General features: G+C 35.6%; 15 protein-coding genes and 1 pseudogene. 4 read left to right on the forward strand and 12 right to left on the reverse strand.

The features are described from left to right. Positions 1–67 precede the first annotated feature (67 nt). From H4K33_RS15435 to H4K33_RS15450, 4 genes are all read right to left on the reverse strand, one after another. Positions 68–583: a GNAT family N-acetyltransferase gene (locus H4K33_RS15435; RefSeq protein ID WP_182650589.1), complete on the reverse strand. Its 516-nt coding sequence runs from the start codon at positions 581–583 to the stop codon at positions 68–70. Between the two features lie 116 nt (positions 584–699). Then, a complete protein-coding gene (fabF, locus tag H4K33_RS15440; RefSeq protein WP_182650592.1) occupies positions 700–1,965 on the reverse strand; it encodes a beta-ketoacyl-ACP synthase II in 1,266 nt (421 codons plus the stop codon). Positions 1,966–2,045: 80 nt separating this feature from the next. Continuing rightward, entirely contained in the window at positions 2,046–2,603 is a 558-nt protein-coding gene (locus H4K33_RS15445) for a TetR/AcrR family transcriptional regulator (protein WP_182650594.1), read from the reverse strand. Positions 2,604–2,784: 181 nt separating this feature from the next. Next, complete coding sequence (locus H4K33_RS15450; RefSeq protein ID WP_182650596.1) at positions 2,785–4,407, reverse strand: mechanosensitive ion channel family protein; 1,623 nt, start codon at positions 4,405–4,407, stop codon at positions 2,785–2,787. A 233-nt stretch (positions 4,408–4,640) separates the two neighbouring features. Between H4K33_RS15450 and H4K33_RS15455 the strand changes: the two genes are divergently transcribed. Both H4K33_RS15455 and H4K33_RS15460 read left to right on the forward strand, forming a co-directional pair. Further along, entirely contained in the window at positions 4,641–6,107 is a 1,467-nt protein-coding gene (locus H4K33_RS15455) for a hypothetical protein (RefSeq protein WP_255493780.1), read from the forward strand. A 171-nt stretch (positions 6,108–6,278) separates the two neighbouring features. Further along, the gene (locus H4K33_RS15460; RefSeq protein WP_182650598.1) at positions 6,279–7,076 is read left to right on the forward strand and encodes a hypothetical protein; all 798 of its coding nucleotides are present in this window, start codon (positions 6,279–6,281) and stop codon (positions 7,074–7,076) included. Between the two features lie 74 nt (positions 7,077–7,150). On the opposite strand, the gene H4K33_RS15465 is transcribed toward H4K33_RS15460, so the two are convergent. The 6 genes from H4K33_RS15465 to H4K33_RS15490 form a co-directional block, all read right to left on the reverse strand. Then, positions 7,151–8,482: a DUF4374 domain-containing protein gene (locus H4K33_RS15465; protein WP_182650599.1), complete on the reverse strand. Its 1,332-nt coding sequence runs from the start codon at positions 8,480–8,482 to the stop codon at positions 7,151–7,153. 33 nt (positions 8,483–8,515) lie between these two features. Further along, positions 8,516–10,852, reverse strand: a complete 2,337-nt coding sequence (locus H4K33_RS15470) for a TonB-dependent receptor plug domain-containing protein (RefSeq protein ID WP_182650601.1) — start codon at positions 10,850–10,852, stop codon at positions 8,516–8,518. 235 nt (positions 10,853–11,087) lie between these two features. Next, positions 11,088–11,981 (reverse strand): 23S rRNA pseudouridine(2604) synthase RluF, encoded by an 894-nt coding sequence (gene rluF / locus H4K33_RS15475; protein ID WP_182650602.1) that lies wholly within the window; start codon positions 11,979–11,981, stop codon positions 11,088–11,090. Positions 11,982–12,030: 49 nt separating this feature from the next. Beyond that, positions 12,031–12,858, reverse strand: coding sequence for an alpha/beta hydrolase (locus H4K33_RS15480; protein WP_182650604.1), 828 nt, complete (start codon positions 12,856–12,858; stop codon positions 12,031–12,033). Positions 12,859–12,891: 33 nt separating this feature from the next. Next, positions 12,892–13,674, reverse strand: a complete 783-nt coding sequence (locus H4K33_RS15485) for a zinc ribbon domain-containing protein (protein WP_182650606.1) — start codon at positions 13,672–13,674, stop codon at positions 12,892–12,894. Positions 13,675–13,676: 2 nt separating this feature from the next. After that, a complete protein-coding gene (locus tag H4K33_RS15490; RefSeq protein ID WP_182650609.1) occupies positions 13,677–14,771 on the reverse strand; it encodes a Nif3-like dinuclear metal center hexameric protein in 1,095 nt (364 codons plus the stop codon). Between the two features lie 67 nt (positions 14,772–14,838). Here H4K33_RS15490 and lpxK point away from each other — a divergent pair, with 67 nt between their 5' ends. Then, positions 14,839–15,876 (forward strand): tetraacyldisaccharide 4'-kinase, encoded by a 1,038-nt coding sequence (gene lpxK / locus H4K33_RS15495; protein WP_182650611.1) that lies wholly within the window; start codon positions 14,839–14,841, stop codon positions 15,874–15,876. Then, the gene (locus H4K33_RS15500; RefSeq protein WP_182650613.1) at positions 15,836–16,648 is read left to right on the forward strand and encodes a purine-nucleoside phosphorylase; all 813 of its coding nucleotides are present in this window, start codon (positions 15,836–15,838) and stop codon (positions 16,646–16,648) included. Before lpxK ends, H4K33_RS15500 begins: the two co-directional genes overlap by 41 nt. Before the next feature lie 144 nt (positions 16,649–16,792). Here the strand turns inward: H4K33_RS15500 and H4K33_RS15505 are convergent, their stop codons facing one another. Further along, complete coding sequence (locus H4K33_RS15505) at positions 16,793–18,574, reverse strand: DNA mismatch repair protein MutS (protein ID WP_182650615.1); 1,782 nt, start codon at positions 18,572–18,574, stop codon at positions 16,793–16,795. A 129-nt stretch (positions 18,575–18,703) separates the two neighbouring features. Next, a pseudogene (locus H4K33_RS15510) lies at positions 18,704–18,823 on the reverse strand (IS30 family transposase); the annotation flags it as partial.

Here is an 18,823-nt window from a genome sequence, read left to right on the forward strand (position 1 = left end):
AAAAGCAAAGGTAAACTAGATTCCCAAAAAACGAAGATCTCTTCCGTATTTTTAACTCTGTGCTATTTTACTCTCTCATGTACCAATAGTGATCCACACCATCTAAATCAAAAGTATATGCTGCATGAAAACCTATTTTACCTAAAACGCGTTTAGAACTTTCATTCTCCACTTCCGAAACGGCAAAAATAGGGTGATGTTGAAAGTGATTGGCTGCATAATCCAAACAAGCTAATGCTGCTTCCGTTGCATACCCTTTCCCCCATGCATCATAACGAAAACGATAGGCTAGATCTAAGTATTCACGCAATCCATTTAAACCATTTTCTACAAGTTTAAACCCACACCAACCAATAAACGCATTGGTCGTCTTTTCGATCACTGCCCAACGACCTACTCCAAAATCAGTATATTGTTTCTGGATAAATTCAATAATTTCATTGGCTTCTTCCATAGAGGTGATGACCATACTACCCACGTATTTTACAACGCGCTCGTCGCTGTCTAAATTGTAAATTCCCTGTGCCTCTTCTTTTGTTATTTCGCGAATGATCAAGCGATCTGTTTCAATAATTGTAGCCATAGTTGTTTTGTTTGTTACTAATTTAATAAAATTATTCTTATAAATTAATGGGTATACTAAAAACTACTTATTCCTCTTTTTGTAGAGGTACGTTGTTTGGTGTTTGTCGTTTGTCGTTAATTGTTTGGTGTGAGATGGTCCTCTAATTTCTTAAAAATAACACTTGATGTATGTCCTCCAAAGCCAAAAGTATTATTCATGGCGACCTTAACATTTTTATACTGTGCCTTACTAGGTGTTAAATTTAGGGACTCACTAATTGCAGGGTCTACGGTATTTAAATTAATCGTTGGGGGTATTACTCCTTCCGTTATACTCTTAATACACAAAATGGATTCTATTGCACCAGCTGCACCGAGAAGATGTCCTGTCATGGATTTAGTGGCGCTTACATTTAAATGTGTTAGCTGATCTTGAAATAAATGTTCAATTGCTTTGCATTCACTGATATCGCCAACAGGTGTAGAAGTTGCATGAGCGTTAATGTAATCTACCTCCTGTGTTTGTAACCCCGCGTCCGTTAAGGCTTGTTGCATCGCTGCAATGGCACCTTCTCCTTCGGGATGAGTTGCTGCTACGTGATAAGCATCAGAGGCAGAACCATAACCAACTAATTCACAATAAATCTTAGCACCTCTTTTTTTAGCGTGTTCTAATTCTTCCAACAATATAATACCAGCTCCTTCACCAGCTACAAATCCTGTTCGGTCAGCATCAAATGGACGCGACGCTTGGCTAGGATCTTCATTGGCAGTAGAGAGCGCTTTCATCGCGTTAAATCCAGCAATGGCCGATTGGCAAATTGTAGCTTCCGTTCCACCTGCTAAGATCAGATCTGCTCTACCTAAGCGAATGGCATCAAATGCACTGCCGATTGCATTATTTGATGCAGCACAAGCTGAAGCTACAGCATAACTAATTCCCTTTAATCCATAGCGGATTGAAATTTGTCCTGCTGCCATATTGGAAATCATTTTGGTAATAAAAAAAGGATTAAATCGAGGCTGAGTTGTATCCGTTGCGAAATTTAATATTTCTTCTTCTAAAGTTTCTAAACCTCCAATTCCTGTAGCGATAATTGTTCCAAATCGATGGCGATCAATTTGTTCCCAATTTAATTGAGCATCTGAGAGACACTCCTCACTTGCTGCTATGGCATATTGGGTAAACATATCCATTTTTCTTGCCTCAGGTTTTGTAAAATAACGCAAAGGATCAAATCCTTTTACTTCACAAGCAAATTTGGTTTTAAAGTTAGTCGCATCAAAATGCGTAATCGATGCAGCTCCACTTTTTCCTTGAATGGCATTGTTCCAAAATGTATCTACATCATTTCCTAAAGGCGTAATAGCGCCTAAACCAGTAATAACAACTCTTTTCATAATATTGTTTTTTATACTTACTAATAAGTAAGTGATAGGGTTAAAAAAAATTAATAGCTTCGCCTACAAACTGCGTTTTGCTATTTTAATTGCTCTAAAAGAGCGTAACAATATCCTTTGTAATCAACGTATTTATTTACTCTTGATAATTGTAAACTAGCAACTAAACTAGACAAAATCAAAAAAGCACGTTGTTTTTCTTCTTCTTCAAAATGAAAGACACCTTGCCCTTTTCCTTCGGTAAGTACTCCAGCTAGCCAATTCACAATCAAATCCACAATTTTCGTTACTTCTACTTGTGTAGTTGTAAACAAGGTCTCAATATCTGGAGACAACGCGCCTATAATACACAGTTTTCGTTCTCTTTGGCTTTTAATATAGATCTTAATAAAGGTTTCTATTTTTTTTATGGGATCAAATTGTAAAGCCTCCATATTGGCGATCATCTCTTCAAACCGTTGAATATTCGTTTTTACAATACTTGTTCCCAAGTTCTCTTTACTAGCGAAATAATAGTGTATCGCTGCATTTTTAATTCCCAACGCTGTAGAAATATCTTGATAACTAAAACCATTATATCCTTTGGTTAAGATTAATTCTTCACCTAACTCTAAAATACGCTCCCTAGTTCCAGACATAATTTTTGATTTATTAATGAAACAATATTACTTACTAATTAGTAAGTAAACAATTTATTTAACTATTTTTTTCCTCAAGTAAAAACAAACCTTCCCTGCACATCAAAAAAAAACCACTCCTACAAAGGAATGGTTTTTTTACTTGCATATCTTCTGTAAAGCGCTAACAGTAAAATGTAACCTATTTTACATATTTAGGAGGCACTGTGGTGTGATTTCCATCGACATTTCTACTTACGATAAAATGTGGCGACGCCATTTCGATATTATTTTCTGCAAATACATCTTGAGCATGCTGACGTAAATCTGAATAAATCTTCGCCGTTAATTTGGCTTCTTTGATATATACATTCAACTGATAATCCACATAAAAGTCTCTGAATTGATCTTGTAATATGAATGGTTTTTGACGTTTCAATACATGTTCCGTACGATTTGCTACTTCATATAACATTTCGTGCACCTTTTGCCATGGAACATCATATCCCACTGCAATACTTGTATGTAGAATTAATCCGTGTTCTTTAGCTGATTGAGAATAATTAACTGTATGCGCCGACATAATATTTGAATTCGGAATGGTAATAATCTCGTTTTTAGGTGTTTTAATACGTGTAACTAAAGCCGTTTTCTCCAAAACATCACCTGTATACTCTCCTAGTTTAATGCGATCTCCAATTTTAAATGGGCGCATATAGGTAATAACAAGTCCTGCTACTAAGTTTCCGATAACGGAAGTTGATCCTAGAGAAACAACAATCCCCGCAAATACAGAGACACCTTTAAAAATCTCCGAATCTGAATTAGGCAAATAAGGGAATATCAAAATGAACATGAAGATAAACATCAAGGCACTAATGATATTATAGGTAGGAAAAGCCCAATCGGGATAGAACCCTTTCAACGTGATTTTATTATTGGCAATCTTTTCTGCTAGAGATCGAACGAATTTTTGTACATATCTAAATATAAAGACAATTACCAAAATAGTAAAAAGCTTTGGCATATAAGCTTTAATGCTTCTCCCCACCGCTTTTAAGGGCGACATCACGTAATCTAACAATTGATCGGAAATGTGTTTAGTAAATGGAAATAATTTAAAAACTGCTAACAATCCAAAATATAGAAAGATCAATACGATAAGGAAACGCACTACTTTCGCCATAGTAATTGTCGTTAGCATGGCTCTGTGGTCATCAATGATGCCAAACATCCCTTTAATTTTCTTTCCGCGTTGCTTCCAAATCATCACTTTAGCTCTTCTATACCAATAGTAGATATATTTGATAATAAAGATTTCCGCAATAATAATTCCAATAGTTCCTGCTATTTGCAACAATACTTGTTGCCAACTCGTGCTGCGTTGTTGTTCTTCTACTGAGTTGGTAATTATCTTCTTGTAAAACAGTGCCGCTTGAATTTTAGTTTTCTCTTCTTGAGAAGCTTGAATCGTATCGACACTCATCAATATTTCATTCTCATACATCAAATTGAGATAATTACCTGTATCAACCAATTTAATCGAATCACCATCAAACAAATAGTTATCCACTAAAGAAGCTATCTTCTTTTCTATCGATTTTGCGCGTTGCTTGGAAGTAAACGAACCAATATTTCCGTATACATTAAACAGTGTATCATGCATAACCACAACAGGCGTTTTTTCTAATACAATGAAAGCAGGCTGTACTGTTTCCACCTTTTCAGGCGTGGTAGGTTTCTTATTCTTTGACCAAGTGGTAGATCCAATGAGGATTGTCAATACAAGAATAGAAAATCGAATGATCGACAAATAATATTTCATAGGTAAAGGAGTTCTAAATATCATAACAAATTTAACTGAAAATTTCGAATATATCATCTTATTTTCTATCATCTACTTTATACTTAATTTACTTTTTAACACTATTTACCATTCCCAAAATATCGTTATTTTTCCGAACACTCCTCTTTATTTACCTTCATTTACAGCCAGTTACAAAACCACTATTTCTAGGGATGTTGTAAAAAAGTCAAATAAAGTATATTCGTATGATCATGTCAAATAGGCTTCTCATGCGTTTATCTTTCTACTTATTTAGTATTGTTTCGTTTTTGGGTTGTTTTTCAACAAAAGGAAAAATAGTTGATCCACAAATTAATCAAGAACTCTATCCATACCTCACCAAAAATCACACCTATATTTATGTAGATCACACGAACCAACCCGTAATTGCAACGCCATTTATTACCGCGAATCTCTTCACTTCAACGGGTTATGCTGTTGTGGAAAATCAAGAGGGCCAATTTGCTATTATCGATAAAAAGGGACAGCTTACCGTTCCTTTTCAAGATCGCTATATATCATTACAAGTACTGAATAATCAACTTACAGCTGTTTATACACGAGAAACCTATACCAAGAATTCTCGATTTTGGGAATGGGAATGGAATATTTTTTCAGGATTAAAAACGGAAGTACAACGACAAAAATTTGAGGTTTATATTTTAGAAACGAAGCAAGTGCTCTTTTCTGAGCAATTGAGTGCTAAAGCTTCACTTCCCACCTATATAGCAACGGTAGATGCCGATCATTTCATCTTCAATAAAACGCTTTACAAACGCAAAGGGCAACGTTTAAGCAAGCAAAAAAACAATATTATTCACCAGTTTGAACCAAATAAACTTTTACAACAAAACGGTTCTCAGTTTGCCATTTTTTCGATTGAAAGTAAAGCTCCTATTCTCGAACACCTAGAGGCTACCAATCAACTTACTCTTGAGGTCAATGGCAAGGAGCTTCTGCTTACAGAAGTTAACAAGAGCAGATACTATACTGAGATTCCGGAAATACTCTTTAATGCAAAGACGAAAGAGTATTGGATTGAGCCTTTGTTTGATCGGACTTTTCCGAAAAAAATTAAAACGCAAAATGAGGCAGATCTCGCTTATCTACAAAAAGTGAGCTACATCAATACAGTACCCGATTATCCCTATTTTATTCTAGGGGTTTTCGATTACGATAACTGGATGTTTCAATGGAAATATTTAGCGATGGATGGGACTCTTTTAGACCATATTGACGCACCTGACTTTTTTGTTGTCGATGCGCTCTCACGTATTCAAAGACCACATAAAACAGACCTTATTTCAGCTAATGAAATTCCCTCAAATTGGTCGCTAGAAGCCGTAACGAAATACAAGGGCTTCACTACCATATTTAAAATTACACTAAAACAAGAAGGGCAAAGCAACCGTTATGGTTTGTGGAATACTCAAACGAAGCAATGGGAGCTTCAACCCATTTATCGCGATTTTTATTGGTTGGATGTAGAACGAGGATTATTGGCTTTAGCTAAAGAAGATCGTCAATATGTAATTTACAACTACAAAACGAAAAAAACGATAACAGAAACAATTTTCACATATATTGATACCTCTGGTTGGGTAACTCAACTAAACGCTGAGGGAAAGGAAATTCGCTTTTATTTTGATTTTACTACTGCCAAAGCTTATAAGGAATAATACAAGTAGCTCTTCTTCTAGTGAGGAATACTTCATTTGATTCGAGAAAAAGAAGTAGTAACTTAGTACAAAATAGTTTTTCTCCCTTAAATGGAAGAATAATAGTGTATCCAATAAGTATTTATCTATGTATCTACAAGTATAAATACCATTGTATGAATTGAATTAACTATGAAAAAGACGATACTTCTTCTTTGCTTAACCTTCCTTACGATTGGTTGTACAGATCATCTTTGGAATGAAGACCAAGTAACTTCTCCAAATCGTTGGAAAGCTCATTTTCGAATTCAAGATCGAGAAGTTCCCATCATTTTCCATTTAGATACTGTTCCATCAAATATTCATAGTTTTCGCGTGATTTTTACCGATGGTCCTAGTAAAAATCAAAAGGAAATTGTTCAACAATTCGGAGATAGTATACGCGTTGAATTGGATCGTTATAGAGGAATAAGTTTAAAGGGAGTTTTTGAAAATCAACAGATAAAAGGAGTTTATCGAAATCAAAAATTCACTCCTGCTCTTGAGGTTCCCTTTACGGCACAGCAAAGCAACGAAAAGCGGTTTACTCCTGTTACTAAATCTAGTACTATTAATCCTACTGGAGATTGGGAATTTGTCTTTACGACAAGTACTACGACTCCAAACATCGATTTATATCACAAACTCAGTCAGCTTCAATTGTATAAAACGGATTCGACTTTAGTAGGATCTGGATATTATTACCAAGGTTTTGAGGGTATACTAACGGAGAACGGTTTTGTCTTGTCTTCTTTTTCACGGGATCAACCTGTTTTATATGAAGCTACTTTTATCAATGCTAATGAAGTGGAAGGTACACTATATACAGCTTTAGAGGTAATCCCATTTCGAGGAACAAAGAAAAGCAACCTTGAATCAACCGTTGAAAGCAGTAGTAATGGCATTATTACTCTGTGGAATTTATTCAAAGCATATATCGCATATCCTTAATAGAAAAAGGGTTTAAACAACTACTGTTTAAACCCTTTTAGCTAACTAATTACAAATGAATAACAATAAATAAACTATTTATACGAGTTGATTTTTACAACATTACCAACTGTACCATCTCCTAGATCTTTAATTTCTAATCCTTTAGCAAAGGTTGCTGTTGATCTGTTTAACAGGTATACATAAGATTTGGCAGCCGATGTAATCGGTACAAACACTTCATTTCCTTCTACATATGGTGTGCCAATTTCAGCAATTGCTTCGGGAGCATCTAATCCTTCAATCCACTTAAAATCACCTGTTTTTGCATTGAATAAGGCTAATTTATTAGCAGGAGCCATATTCCATGATTGATCGGTATTGGCAAACATATTCAAGATAAACTGATCTTTACCAACAGCATATACTTTATATACTTTATGTCCCCCTGATTTTGCCTCTAAATTGTGATAGTAAGTAGGATCGAATTTTAATGTATTTTTATCAAACTTCAACACAGCCGAAGGTTTGGTAGAAAACGCACCTTTGTCTTTACTAATCATTGCAGAAGGCGAGAACACATAAATATCTCCATTTTCCCCTTTACCGATAGTCGATACGCGACTTGATCTATAACGAGCAACAGCAAAACTCATGCGGTCATCTTTTACTACATTTTCCAATACCACTCTGTTTTCTGGTGCTTGTGACATATCTAATCTAAAAATAGCCAACCACACGCGATCTCTGAATGCCGAAGTATTATCATCATCAGCATTTGCAGTAATTTTAAAAGGCTCAATAGCCATTACAAAACGGTCATTTCCAATATCTTCTAACCCTGCAAAGTTGGCATATTCACCAGGTTCTGCAATGTTTTCTACATTGACAAATGAAGTAAATTCAATTCCACCTGTTACTCCATTAATGAAATTAAATGCTTGTCCTTTTTTACCATTTTCCAACTCAATTCCTCCTGTAGTTGAAATCATAAATCGCCCAAAAGGAGTGATAAACTCTTCTCTATTTGGTAAATCGACCAAAGTATTCTGTTGTAAACGCAAGTCTTTATTTAACATCCAGCTTTGCATTCCTGAAGGATCTCCTTTTCTGTATTCAAAAACATAAGCGCGTAAATCTTTAAACATATAAATGTTTTTCCCTAAAGCAACTTGACCATTTCCTTTAACACTAATAGATCCTTGTTTTAAATCATTAACTTCTAGCAATAAGTTTGTTTTAGAAGCACTTGCACCTAAAATATATTTTGTTCCTATTAAATCTTCTGGATTTCTTGAACCATCATCAATTATTTCTTCATCATCTCCTCCACCTGGTTTTGAATTATCGTCACTTGAACAGCTTGTTAAGGTGAATGCACTAATTAAAAAAGCTAGTACTACTGTAGGTAAAACTCGTTTCTTCATTTTATTTTATTTTATAGATTATGGATTAATTTTTTAGTAACTGTAGCGTATTTTGAACATGAAACTTCTGCCTGGTTTTTGAAAGCTGTAGTTGTCGTACGCTAATTTGTCAAATAGGTTATTGGCTTCTACTGTAAGGTGTAACGTATTATTAAACAAGCTATAAGAAGCGCTTAAATCGTGAACAACTTGAGAGGGAATCCAAATAGGTTCTGCTCCAATGCTACTAAAGTCGTAGCTGTAATGATCGATGTATCTCAAGTTATAACCGACGTTTAGGTTATTGCCTTTTTTGCCTAGATCTTTAAATAGGAATCCTGCATCCAAAGCACCGAAGAAATAAGGTTCATTGGGTATGCGCTCGTTGTAGTACGAATTGGCAACGGAAGTTCCGATCGCGTATTTTTGCTTGCTTCGAATACTCTGTGTCGTTAAACTCCCTCCTAATTGTAAGAAATCGTTATAGACATAACGCGCTTCAACATTTAAGCCGATACTCTCCACTCCTCCAATGTTCACACTAGATGCTCTAGATCCTGAACCATAAGGATTGCTTCTGATATAATCTTCCGTTTTTCTGTATACAAATCCCGCATCAGCAAAAACAGCATGAACTTTATCCAATACTTTAGAGTAACTTAAATTGAAATTGTAATTATTTCCCGCTTCTGGTTTAAGATCTGTATTTCCCCAAACCATATCTCCATCTCCAAACAACTCACTGTCTGTTGGCAAACGATATGTTTTTTCAAAAGACGATTTCACTTGAAAGTCCTCCCATAAATAAGTAGCCGCGATTCCGTAACCACTTTTATCTACACTTGTACTCTCGCTTAAATAAGTATGTTTAATGGAATAATGCTTCCCAAATACAGATACATTAAAATTATCTAAGATGTTGTAACGATAGGATAAAGCCGTGATATTCTTTAAGCTACGACGTGTTGTCTCGCTTTTCTTTTCGCTTTCTGTCTCTTTAACCGCTAGGGGATCTTCTGTTTTTCTGTTGAAATAATAGATGACATTATTTAAGCTAAAGGCGTGTTTATCATTTACTTTATAGCTTACATTCGCTGTAGTAGATCCATTGTGATCAAAGAATTTAACTAAAGAAGGGCCACCTCCAGATTCTCCTTTTTTCATCGTTTTAATTCGCTCACCAGCCCAATTGTATTTATATCTTGAGGTATCTATGTTTTGATTATACCCTGCATTGTACGTCGAGGTAATCGCTACATCCAAACCTTCCGTAAATAAATTGCGTTTGCTATATTCTAACGAAGGCATAATCGTTACTGAACGGCGTTTTTTCTGGCCAAATACTTTTTCCATAATCGTACCCGTTTGCACCCCTTTCTTTCCTTCTCCGTAGGTAAATCCGATTAATAAACGATCTGCATACGATTTGTCTATCACTCCTACTTTAGTTACGACTGTAGCGGTTTGGAAACGGTCATTGAATCGTTTTACCCACTGTTTTTCTTTAGAATAAACTCCTGTTTTTAGATTCGCGACTGGTACGTAAACTTTGTAATTGTTATCGGAATAATTTTGAAAGGCATTCACTTGAAACGTCATGCCGTTATCGAAAACTTTACTCACATTCAGGTGACTCTTATACGTATTAAAAGATCCTGTAGCAAAAGATGCGTCAATTTTAGTTTCTTTAGATTTATTGGTGATGATATTCACTGCACCACCTAAGGCATCCGAACCAAACTCTACAGGAACAACTCCTTTGTATACTTCAATTCGATCTACCATAGTAATCGGTAAATTATTTATTTTAAACTCACTACCAAAACCTTCCATAGGCACACCATCCATAAAAAAACGAATGTGGCGACCGCTGAAACCATTCATCGAAAACGTATAATCAGAACCTTCCGCTCCATCCTTTCTCACCTTTACACCTGATACTCGATCTAGTGCCCCAGATACATCTAAAGATGAATTATACAATGGTTTGGCATCGATGGCAATGACATTGTAAGCAGATTCTCTCACTTTTTCAACAGGACTCTTTACCTGTAAAACAACATCATCTAAAACCGATTCCTTTGCTTTTAGTGTGATGCTTTTTCTCAGGTGTTCTCCTTCTTCTACCTTCACTACAAGTACAGTAGATTCATAGCTCACATGTTGAACTTGCAACTTATAAGTACCTCCAGCCCCCATTTTTAGCTTAAATTCTCCTTGTTCATTCGTTAAATCACTTTTTTTCGTATCGATCAATACAACCGTAGCAAAATCGATAAGGCTTCCCTTTTCATCTTGTACAACACCCGAAATAGCAGTCGGTTTATGTTGTGCATATGTTCCGTATAAAGAACCTAAAACACACGCAGTTAGTAGTAGAAATTTTCTCATTGACTCATGATATTATAGCGAACTATCACTATATTTTTATTTAGACTTATTATAAACAGATGCAAATATATAGACTTTTTTAACATATATAAAAATAAATTAGTCTAAATTTAAATAATGGATTTTATTCAATGAGAATAGTGAACCGAGTAGTTCAAATGATCAAATAAAGAAAAATAAAAAGGAAGAAAATCTAATAATCTAGTAGTAAAAAACAAAAAAGAGAATTAATAAATTAATTCTCTCTTCGTCTTGAAATTCGTTCATTTCTAAGTGTTGGACCTGTTTTTTTAGAACTATTTCGCTCTCTGTCGAACTTCTTTTTAGGTCTTCGCTCTTCGTGTTGAAATGTATTTGTTTGTGTATTGTTTTGCTCTTGTTGTCTTTGTCCATCAACCAAACTAGCTTCTTCTGTTTTACTTGAAGGGGCGATCAATTTATTTAATTCTGCCAATTCAGCGGCTGTTATTTCGCGATATTGTCCTACAGGTACATCAAGGCTAATATTAATAATTCGAATGCGTTTTAACGAGACAACATCATAGTCGAAATACTCGCACATGCGTCGAATTTGGCGATTGAGTCCTTGCGTTAAAAAGATGCGGAAAACGAAACGACTAATACGCTCCACTCTACATTCTTTGGTGATGGTATCTAAGATTGGTACTCCTTGTCCCATACGTTGAATAAAACGATCTGTAATCGGTTTATTTACTGTAACGATATACTCTTTTTCGTGATTGTTTTTTTGGCGTAAAATTTTATTGACAATATCACCGTCATTGGTCATGATAATCAATCCTTCACTGTCTTTATCCAAACGACCGACAGGAAAAATACGCTTGGGGTAATTGATATAATCAACGATGTTCTCTCTTACTTTTTTATTTGTCGTACATTCTATGCCCACAGGTTTATTAAAAGCTAGATACACAAAGTCTTCATCCGTTTGACGAATTAACTTGCCATTGACGCGAATTTCATCTGCATCAGTCACTTTCAAACCCAGTTCGGGTTGTTTTCCGTTTACGGTAATGCGTCCCTCCTCAATTAAGCGATCTGCTTCTCTTCTTGAACAGTATCCTACTTCGGATAAATATTTGTTTAAACGCGTTTCTTGATTTTCCATAGGGCAAAAGTAAATAATAAATTTCGTTACTTACACATCGAAATACGTTCTAACGCAAAAAGGTTTGAATTGTAAAGAAAACTGTTTCATCTTGCAAACTATGTCCTAAATTTTCAGTTGACAGAACCACGTTGTTTTTCTGCAGTAAAGCTTGATGAAAACGCTGTGCTTCTTCATAAGAAACTTGAGGATCTTCTTTATCGTGTATACACAGTACCTCAACATCGACAAATTGCACCGCTTCTGCACTGCAATAAGCGATTAGTGGTTTGTTGATCAGATGCTCTATATAGGAGTGATACGCTTCTTTGACGCGTTTAGAATAGCCCAACAGATGATAGTAATGCGAGAGAATAACTTCAAAGCGATCAAAAGCCCCTAAAATGACGGCCTTTTTAAGCCAAGGATAATTGGTTTCACTTAGTTGTTGAAACAGTGCGAATGCCCCTAACGAATGCCCAATTACAAAGGAAGGTTGAAAAGTATGAAGTGCTATATCAATTACTTCTTGGTAATTCTTAACGCTTAAATTTTTACCATAACTCTGTCCTAAACTTGGAGCATCTACAGCAACAAATCGAAATTGTCCGTCTAAGGCTGTACACAACGCTTCCCATCGGGCGCTATTGCTTTCCCATCCGTGAATGAGTAAAACTAATGGCAATTGTGTTTGGGTTGCGTTCCATTGGTAATAGTACACTTTGTTCTTCTTATACCAAAAGTATCCGAGATGTGCTTGCGTTAAGAATAAAGGTAAATCCTTTGCGTTTAATTTACCTTTACGCGGAGTAGAAAATAGCCGATGAACCCAATGCAAGGCAGTAGGCATAGAAAACAAGCTCACAACATTAATAAGGGCACCAACTACTTTTTCCATAAAAAAGAAAAGCCTCTTAAAAGAGGCTTTATATTATTTTAAACTTGCTATGATAGCATCGATTTTTTCTCTTTCTTCTTCAGCTAAAGCGCTATCAACAAGAATACGTCCACTGTGTTCATCTGTGATGATTTTTTTACGCGCAGCGATCTCTACTTGCGTTTGTGGTGGAATAGTGAAGTACGATCCTACAGAAGCTCCTCTTTCAATAGATACTACTGCTAATCCGTTTTTCACTCCTTGTCTGATTCTCAAATAAGCATTTAATAAACGCTCTTCGATATCTTGTTTGAATTCATCCGATTTAGCTAACAACGTTTGCTCTTCGCGTTCTGTTTCTGACATAATGTTTTTCAACTCTGCTTCAATGTGCATTAAGTGTTCATTACGCCCTGTTAAACGCTCTTCTGTTTGTGCAATATTGCTCTTTTTATTCTCGATGCTCACTTTCATTTCACGAATGTGTTTTTCAGCAAGCTCGATTTCTAACTTTTGGAACTCAATTTCTTTTTCTAAAGAGTTGAATTCTCTGTTATTTTTCACTTCGTTTTGTTGCTCAGTGTACTTTTTGATAGCTTCTTTAAACTCTTCAATAGCTGATTTTTTTTCTTTAATACCAGCTTCGATGCTATTTAAATCTGCATGAAGTTTCTCTAAGCGTTTGTTAAGTCCAGCAACTTCGTCTTTTAGATCTTCAACTTCAAGAGGTAGCTCTCCTCTCATATTTCTGATTTCATCGATTCTTGAGTCAATCAATTGTAAGTCGTAAAGCGCTCTTAATTTCTCTTCAACCGTTAATTCTTTTTTCTTTGTCATCGTTATAAGTAGTTAACTGGATTCGTATTTACTGTTGATAAAATAACTGCAAAATTAGGCATTTTTTTTGAAAGAAACTCAACTATATAATTTTTTGTGTATCTTTCACTCTCAAAATGACCTATATCAGCTAAAACAAGCTGATTTTCAGCTTCATAAAATTGATGATATTTTAAATCTGCGGTAATAAATGCATCTGCTTTTTGCTGTAAAGCCGCTTTTATGGCAAAACTTCCTGAACCGCCTAGTACAGCAACTTTTTGAATAGGCTTATGTAAAAGGGCACTATGACGAATTCCACCTGTTCCCGTTTTGTCTTTTACCATTTGCAAAAAGGCTGTTTCTTCCATTGGCTCTTTGAATTCGCCAATCATTCCCATCCCTACATTTTGCAAAGTATTTTCGAGGTTATAAATTTCATAGGCTACTTCTTCATAAGGATGAGCCTGAAACAAAGCAGCGAGAATCTTTCCTTGTAAGTGCTTTTCATAGATAACCTCCACTTTGTGTTCCCCAACGATTTCCTCAATCCCTGGTTGACCAAGTACGGGATTACTCTTTTCATTTCCTCTAAAACTTCCTTTTCCTTCTGACACAAAGCTGCAGTGATCGTAATTGCCTATTGCCCCAGCTCCAACAGCAAACAACGCTTGACGTATCTTTTCTGTCTCTTGTATAGGTACATAGGTTACTAATTTCTGAATGTAATTGGCTTTAGGAATCAAAATACGGGTATTTTCCAACCCCAAGGTATTGCAAAATATTTTGTTTACCCCTTCTTGGTGATTATCCAAAGCGGTGTGAATCGCATAAATTGCTATATCATTCTTGATGGCTTTGATGACAGCACGCTCCACGTAATTCTTCCCTGTAATTTTCTTTAATCCCGAAAATAGAATGGGATGAAAACAAACAATCAAATTACATTTTTGTGCTATCGCTTCTTCTACTACGGTTTCTAAAGCATCGTGACAAACTAAGATCCCACTTACTTCCTGCTCATAATTACCAACCAACAAACCAACATTGTCAAAATCTTCTGCATAGCCTAAAGGTGCTAATTCTTCTAAAATGGGAATAATATTTTTTACTTTCATATGCTGTATCACTCTGTTCTATTACTTATTTCTTTTTCAAAGATAAAAAAATTGATACTTTCGTAGGATGAAATTACTGCGTATCCTTCTTTTTCCCTTTGCCATTTTGTATGGTTTGATTACCAATATACGAAATTGGTTTTATACAATAGCTATCTTCAAGCGTACCTCCTATGCTATACCTACTATTGTGGTGGGAAACCTCAGTGTGGGGGGAACGGGAAAAACGCCGATGGTGGAATACATCATTCGCTTACTAAAAGATCAGTACCAAACCACGACTTTGAGTCGAGGGTATAAGAGAAAGAGTGAAGGTTTCTTTTTGGCTGATGCAGATACGACCATGGAACAGATTGGCGATGAACCCTTTCAGTACCACTGCAAGTTTGACAACATCGACGTTGCTGTGGATGCTAAGCGCGTGAACGGGGTAGAAAAAATCTTGCAACGCAAACCTAATACGGAAGTAATTCTGCTAGATGATGCCTTTCAGCACTTAGCTTTTCAAGGAGGATTATACATATTACTCACCACCTATGACGATCCGTATTTTAAGGATTTTATACTACCTACTGGAAATTTACGCGAATCGAGAAAAGGAGCGAAACGCGCTGATATCATCGTCATTACAAAGTGTCCCAAGGACCTCAGCGAAGCAAAACAAAAAAGCATAACACAAGAATTACATCTAAAGCAAGGACAATTGTCTTTTTTTACGTATATTGATTTTAGTAAAATTGCATATTCAAAGTCTGATTCAGTGGAGGTTACTCAACTAATTCAGGACGATTTTATCTTAGTGGCAGGTATTGCAAAACCACAATCTTTTTTTGATCACCTCAAAAAAGAAGATACATTGTGTTTAACTTTTCCTGACCATCATCATTTTTCGTCTACTGACATTGAACTAATTTTGAATAAAGCACAAGGAAAGAAAATCATCACGACGGAAAAGGATTATGTTCGACTCCAAGGTCTTCTTCCTGAAAGCCAATTATTTTATTTACCTATTCAAACTGCATTCCTAAATAACAGTGAGGCGTTTGATACTAAAATTTTAAACTATGTGGGAGAAAGTACAAGAAACCGTTCAATTCATCATTGAAAAAACCAATTTTAAACCTGAAATCGGTATTGTTTTAGGTTCTGGCTTAGGGAATCTAACCGCGGATATCGCCATCGAACATGAAATTTCGTATGCTGATATTCCCAATTTTCCAGTATCAACTGTTCAAGGGCACAAAGGTGCTTTGATTTTTGGATCTTTAGGAGGTAAGAAGATTGTTGCTATGCAAGGTCGTTTTCACTACTACGAGGGATATGATATTAAAACGACTGTATTCCCTATTCGTGTAATGAAATATTTAGGTGTAGATACTCTAATTGTTTCAAACGCTTCTGGAGGAGTTAATCCTACGTTTAAAGTGGGTGACATTATGATCATCAAAGATCACATCAACGCTTTCCCTGATCACCCTTTACGCGGTCATAATGACGAGCGTTTTGGCCCTCGATTTGTCAATATGAACGAAGTGTACACCAAAAGCATTATCGAACAAGCGAAAACGATTGCCAAAGCAAAAAACTACGATATTAAAGAAGGGGTTTATTACGGATTACAAGGACCTACTTTTGAAACGTTAGCAGAATACAAAATGGTAAAAGCTGTAGGTGGAGATTGTGTAGGAATGTCTACTGTACCTGAGGTAATTGTTGCCCGACACATGGATATGAAAATTTTCGGTATTTCTGTTATTTCCGACATGGGTAATGAAGAGGGAATCGCCGATGTAAACCACGACGAAGTTTTAAAAGCAGTACAGGCAGCTGAACCTATTGCTCGCGATCTAATCAATACATTGGTTTCTAAATTGTAACAAACTAATTACTACATAAAAAAAGGCTCTTCATTGCAATGAAGAGCCTTTTTTGTTTTTTTGCAAAATTTATGTTTGTCGTTTGGTGTTTGTCATTTAAAGAAAACATCTCCTATTTCAGAAAAACCTACTGATAACAGATAACTAACTATCAATAATCTGCATTTTTTTCATGATGAAGGTCGCATTTTTATTTTGGCAAATTCCATCTCTTATTTTGTAATCAAAATGTAAATCGTCATTTTTAATTTCTACCTCAAAGCACTTATTCATCAAAATTTCAGGATGATCGTGCGTTGTATTACACACCTCTAAATCGTGGGTAGCGATCATTCCATACGTTTGTTCTCTAATTAATTTGAGAATTACGCCTATGGTTCCACTTTGTTTATCGTCTGAGTTTGTTCCTCTCAGGATTTCGTCCAACAAAACAAAACACGATTCACGTTGTACTTGTTCGATAATCATTTTTAGGCGTTTCACCTCTGCATAGAAGTAAGATTCACTGTCTTCTAAAGAGTCGGTCAATCGCATAGAAACGAGTAAAGGAAGTGGAAAGAAAGTCGCTTTGGTTGCGCAAATTGGCGCTCCAATACCCGCTAAAACTAAGTTCACTCCTATAGTTCTTAAAAACGTACTTTTTCCCGACATATTAGATCCAGTTAGAATCACAAAACGTTGGTTAGAGAAATCAATGTCGTTGGTCACGCGTTTTTTCGCATGGATCAAAGGATGTCCTAAATTTTGAAAAGACATTTTTTTAGTTTCGTTTACTACAGGAAAGGTGTAACTTCTGTTGTTATATGAATAGTTCCCGAGAGAATTAAACGCTTCTACTTCTCCTACGATATCAATTACAGTCAGTACTAACCCACCTTTTTCTTTTTTCCATTTCAAGAATTTGTGCAAGACGTGTACGTGAAATTGAAACAAACCATTGAACAAAATTGAAACAAACAAGTTCGCTACCGTTTCCAATTGCTCAAATAGACGGGATAATTTTTTCAACTCCGCACTTGCTTTAAAAGAATCGCTTTTGATTTCTTTTAAGTACGCTTTCATTCGTGTTGTAGCGAATTCTTCTTTTTCAATGCGCTTAATAATCGAGCTATAGCTCTCAATGGTTTCGTGTATTTTCTCTACTCCACCGAGTTCCACTTGAATAGCGCGTACTTTAGACAACGCACAAATTAGATTGAAAGAAAAAACTGTCGACGCGATATATCCCCAAACAATATTGCTGGAATCGATAAAGAATCCAATTGAAGCAACGACAAAAATCAAAGGCAAAACATAGGCGAGCACTAAAGAAACCTTGCTCAATTCATTGACTTTGGATTCACTCCATGCTTTTAAGCGCAAATAGGCGTCTTTACTTAGATTTGATAATTTACTATAGGCATAAATCTCTTGTCTCCATTCTACCTTTTGAGATAACTCTTTAATTACCTCTTGGTTTTTGAGTATATCCTCTTTGTTGCTTCTGCTTTTTAAAAGGGTCGCTAAATATTCTTTTCCTTTATACGAAGCTGTTCGATTGAGGTATTGATAAATAGATTTAGGTCCAAAAATATCTAAGTCATAGGCATAAGGGTGATCTGGAGTGTGAAATTCAGCACCATCTTCAAATACCCATTGATCTTGCTTTACAAATTGATCTTCTTCTTTATTTATTTGCATTAAGGCTTCGGCATAACGCATTTTCCATGAATAAGAAGCGTGAATACGCAGAAAAATCAAGAAGACGACTACAAGTCCTCCCGTTACATACAAATACTGATAATCTCCACGAGATACAGACAAATAAAAACAGTATACGATGCCCAAAAACGCAAGTAAACGCAAGGCTCCTACTACTTTATATTTTTTTCGAATTTCATTGTATTTATGTTGAAAGAGCGCTTGTCTCTTAGCGTAAATTTCCATTTGTTGCTGGTTTGAAGTTGGTTTGATTCATAACTGTTAACAAATATACATAATAATGATAGTGGTGACTTGATACAAGAGGAAAAGAATCACAAAGAATTTTATCCCTTAAAGAAATGATGGCTGAATTCAACTTGCAAATGCAACAGAATTCTGATTAATAATTTGTTTAAATTTTTCGTTTGGCGTGAGGTATCCAAGTCTTTTACGAGGTCGATTATTGAGTTTATTTTCAATCCACTTAATCTG

The sequence above is a fragment of the Myroides sp. WP-1 genome, assembly GCF_014145635.1.
Classification (GTDB): Bacteria; Bacteroidota; Bacteroidia; order Flavobacteriales; family Flavobacteriaceae; genus Flavobacterium.

What these genes read in the sequence shown, in the direction of transcription:
- H4K33_RS15435 (WP_182650589.1), bottom strand. Translation starts at nt 583, where the DNA reads ATGGCTACAATTATTGAAACAGATCGCTTGATCATTCGCGAAATAACA.
- fabF (WP_182650592.1), bottom strand. Translation starts at nt 1,965, where the DNA reads ATGAAAAGAGTTGTTATTACTGGTTTAGGCGCTATTACGCCTTTAGGA.
- H4K33_RS15445 (WP_182650594.1), bottom strand. Translation starts at nt 2,603, where the DNA reads ATGTCTGGAACTAGGGAGCGTATTTTAGAGTTAGGTGAAGAATTAATC.
- H4K33_RS15450 (WP_182650596.1), bottom strand. Translation starts at nt 4,407, where the DNA reads ATGAAATATTATTTGTCGATCATTCGATTTTCTATTCTTGTATTGACA.
- H4K33_RS15455 (WP_255493780.1), top strand. Translation starts at nt 4,641, where the DNA reads ATGTCAAATAGGCTTCTCATGCGTTTATCTTTCTACTTATTTAGTATT.
- H4K33_RS15460 (WP_182650598.1), top strand. Translation starts at nt 6,279, where the DNA reads ATGAAAAAGACGATACTTCTTCTTTGCTTAACCTTCCTTACGATTGGT.
- H4K33_RS15465 (WP_182650599.1), bottom strand. Translation starts at nt 8,482, where the DNA reads ATGAAGAAACGAGTTTTACCTACAGTAGTACTAGCTTTTTTAATTAGT.
- H4K33_RS15470 (WP_182650601.1), bottom strand. Translation starts at nt 10,852, where the DNA reads ATGAGAAAATTTCTACTACTAACTGCGTGTGTTTTAGGTTCTTTATAC.
- rluF (WP_182650602.1), bottom strand. Translation starts at nt 11,981, where the DNA reads ATGGAAAATCAAGAAACGCGTTTAAACAAATATTTATCCGAAGTAGGA.
- H4K33_RS15480 (WP_182650604.1), bottom strand. Translation starts at nt 12,858, where the DNA reads ATGGAAAAAGTAGTTGGTGCCCTTATTAATGTTGTGAGCTTGTTTTCT.
- H4K33_RS15485 (WP_182650606.1), bottom strand. Translation starts at nt 13,674, where the DNA reads ATGACAAAGAAAAAAGAATTAACGGTTGAAGAGAAATTAAGAGCGCTT.
- H4K33_RS15490 (WP_182650609.1), bottom strand. Translation starts at nt 14,771, where the DNA reads ATGAAAGTAAAAAATATTATTCCCATTTTAGAAGAATTAGCACCTTTA.
- lpxK (WP_182650611.1), top strand. Translation starts at nt 14,839, where the DNA reads ATGAAATTACTGCGTATCCTTCTTTTTCCCTTTGCCATTTTGTATGGT.
- H4K33_RS15500 (WP_182650613.1), top strand. Translation starts at nt 15,836, where the DNA reads ATGTGGGAGAAAGTACAAGAAACCGTTCAATTCATCATTGAAAAAACC.
- H4K33_RS15505 (WP_182650615.1), bottom strand. Translation starts at nt 18,574, where the DNA reads ATGGAAATTTACGCTAAGAGACAAGCGCTCTTTCAACATAAATACAAT.